Genomic DNA, 2,709 nt, shown 5'->3' with positions numbered 1-2,709 from the left:
CGCCCACACCAACCCCCACCCCGACCAACCTCACCTCGACCGTGACCTAGGCTGACCCCGTGAAGGTCCTCGTCATCGGTACCGGTGCCCGCGAACACGCCCTCTGCCGCTCCCTGTCCCTAGACCCCGACGTCACCGCCCTGCACTGCGCCCCCGGCAACGCCGGCATCGCAGAGGTGGCCGAGCTGCACCAGGTCAACGCCCTCGACGGCGCAGCCGTAGCCGCGCTGGCCACCGAACTCGGTGCCGAGCTCGTCGTGGTCGGCCCGGAGGCACCCCTCGTCGCCGGGGTCGCCGACGCCGTGCGCGAGGCGGGCATCCCGGTCTTCGGCCCCTCCGGGGAGGCCGCGCAGCTGGAGGGCTCCAAGGCCTTCGCCAAGGAAGTGATGGCCGCGGCCGGTGTCCCCACCTCCCGCTCCTATGTCTGTACGACCCCGGAAGAGGTCGAGGAAGCCCTCGACGCCTTCGGTGCGCCGTACGTCGTGAAGGACGACGGACTGGCCGCCGGCAAGGGCGTAGTCGTCACCGCCGACCTCGAAGCCGCGAAGGCGCACGCCAACGCCTGCGAGCGGGTCGTCATCGAGGAGTTCCTCGACGGCCCCGAGGTGTCGCTCTTCGCGATCACCGACGGCGTGACCGTCGTACCCCTCCAGCCCGCGCAAGACTTCAAGCGCGCGCTGGACGGCGACGAGGGCCCGAACACCGGCGGCATGGGCGCGTACTCCCCGCTGCCGTGGGCCGACCCGAAGCTGGTGGAGGAAGTACTTCAGACCGTCCTCCAGCCCACCGTCGACGAGATGCGCCGCCGTGGCACCCCCTTCTCCGGCCTCCTCTACGCCGGTCTCGCGATCACGTCCCGTGGTGTGCGGGTCATCGAGTTCAACGCCCGCTTCGGCGACCCGGAGACCCAGGTGGTCCTGGCCCGCCTGAAGACCCCGCTGGCCGGCATCCTGCTCGCCGCCGCCGACGGCACCCTCGAGGACCTGGCCCCCCTGCGCTGGAGCGAGGACGCGGCGGTCACCGTCGTCATCGCCTCGCACAACTACCCCGGCACCCCGCGCACCGGCGACCCGATCACCGACCTCGACGAGGTGGCGGCGCAGGACGCCCCGCACGCGTACGTGCTGCACGCCGGGACCAAGTACGACGGCGACGACGTCGTCAGCGCGGGCGGCCGTGTCCTCTCCGTCACGGCGACCGGCGCGGATCTCACGCAGGCCCGCGAGCGCGCGTACGCGGCCGTGGCCCGCGTCCGCCTCGACGGCTCCCAGCACCGCACGGACATCGCGGCACAGGCGGCGGCGGACAGCTGACCCAAGCTCCCCAGCGCACCAAGCTCCCCCGCGCACCAAGCTCCCCAGCGCACCAAGCTCCCCAGCGCACCAAGCTTCCCCGCGCACCGATAAACCCGGCAGGCCCCGAATCCGTCTCACGATTCGGGGCCTGATCCTTGCCCTCCGTCATCCAGCTTTCCCCTGAGCCATTCCATCGAGTGACCGATGCCCCAACCGGCTGACGGGGACCGGGGCCCCAACTATGGTGCGGCGCAAGCGTTCCGGCACTTGGCCCACCGGCATTGCGATGTCAGTGGCGGGTGCCACAGTGGGGGAGTGAGCAACGCCAGCAGAGCGGGACAGCACGGAGGGGGTGAGGTCCGGTCGTGACCGGTATGGGTGTGGGTGTGGAAGCGGGCGCGCAGGCGGCGCGGTCCCGTGCCTTGGCCGTGCTGCGGATCCGCAGCCGGGCGCTGGCCGTCGCCCTGTTGCCCGCCGCCGTCGCGGTGATCCTGCTCGCCGGGGGTTCCGCCGGCCATCTCGTGGGCCGGGGCTGGGATCTCGCCCGCTGGATCATGGGCGTGGCCGCGGTCGTCGTGCTGCTCGCGGCCGGTGCCATCGCGCTGGTCGTCGCGCGGGCCCGCCCGGCCGTGAGTCCTACGGTCGCGATCGCCGAGGAGTCGGCCCCCGACCTGTATCGCCTGGTGCGCGACCTCGCCGACCGTCTCGACGTCCCCGCGCCGTCCGCGATAGCGCTCACCCCGGACTGCGACAGCTGGCTGGAGGACCGCACCCACCCGTCCCACGGCCCGCCCCCGCAGGAGAACCGCGACGAGATCACCGGCGTACGCGGCCTCACCCCGGGGCGTTCCCGTCGTACGACCGCCTCGCCGGTCCTCGTCATCGGCTCGCCGTTCCTGTGGTGGATGCGGGTGGGCGAGCTGCGCGCGGTGCTCGCGCCGGTCGTCGCCGGTACGGGACCGTCCGCGCACCCGGACATAGCCGCGGCCCGCCGTTTCGTACGGGGGCTGGACGCGGCGGTGGCCGTGACCTCGGCACCGCGCGGTCCCGTGTTCCGTTCGGTGCTCGCCGGTGTCGGCTGGGTCGCCCGGCTGCTGCTGCGCAGTTGCCGGGGGCACGCGGCCGAGATGGAGCGGGGCGTGGCCGCCGCGGCCGCCGAGCGTGCACAGGCTGTGGACTACGGCCTGCGGATCGTCGCGCAGGAACAGGTGGGCCTGGCGTACGCGGGCTGGGACCGGCTGCTGACCCGGGTCGCGCTGCCCGCGTGGCGCATGGGCCGCTGGCCGTCCGGTGGCGGCGAGAAAGCCCCGACGGCTCAGGGAGGAGGGCGAGTTGAAGAAGGGTCCGGACATGATGAACTCCCGGGAGAGGGTATGAGGGACCGGCACACCGGCGACGGCGGGCTGAGGGAACT

The 2,709-nt window shown here is 73.0% G+C and carries 2 protein-coding genes; both read left to right on the top strand.

Going from position 1 to position 2,709, the window contains the following annotated elements; genetic code table 11:
• Positions 1–59: 59 nt before the first annotated feature.
• A complete protein-coding gene (gene purD / locus ACNFOC_RS53010; RefSeq protein WP_416966111.1) occupies positions 60–1,313 on the top strand; it encodes a phosphoribosylamine--glycine ligase in 1,254 nt (417 codons plus the stop codon).
• A gap of 356 nt (positions 1,314–1,669) precedes the next feature.
• On the top strand, positions 1,670–2,709 hold a 1,040-nt coding region (locus ACNFOC_RS53005; protein WP_521987173.1), incomplete at its 3' end, for a M48 family metalloprotease.

It is taken from the genome of Streptomyces colwelliae (genome assembly GCF_048158785.1).
Lineage (GTDB): Bacteria > Actinomycetota > Actinomycetes > Streptomycetales > Streptomycetaceae > Streptomyces.
Note: the sequence above shows the minus strand (reverse complement) of the source record. Positions and strands in the feature narration are given on the sequence as shown.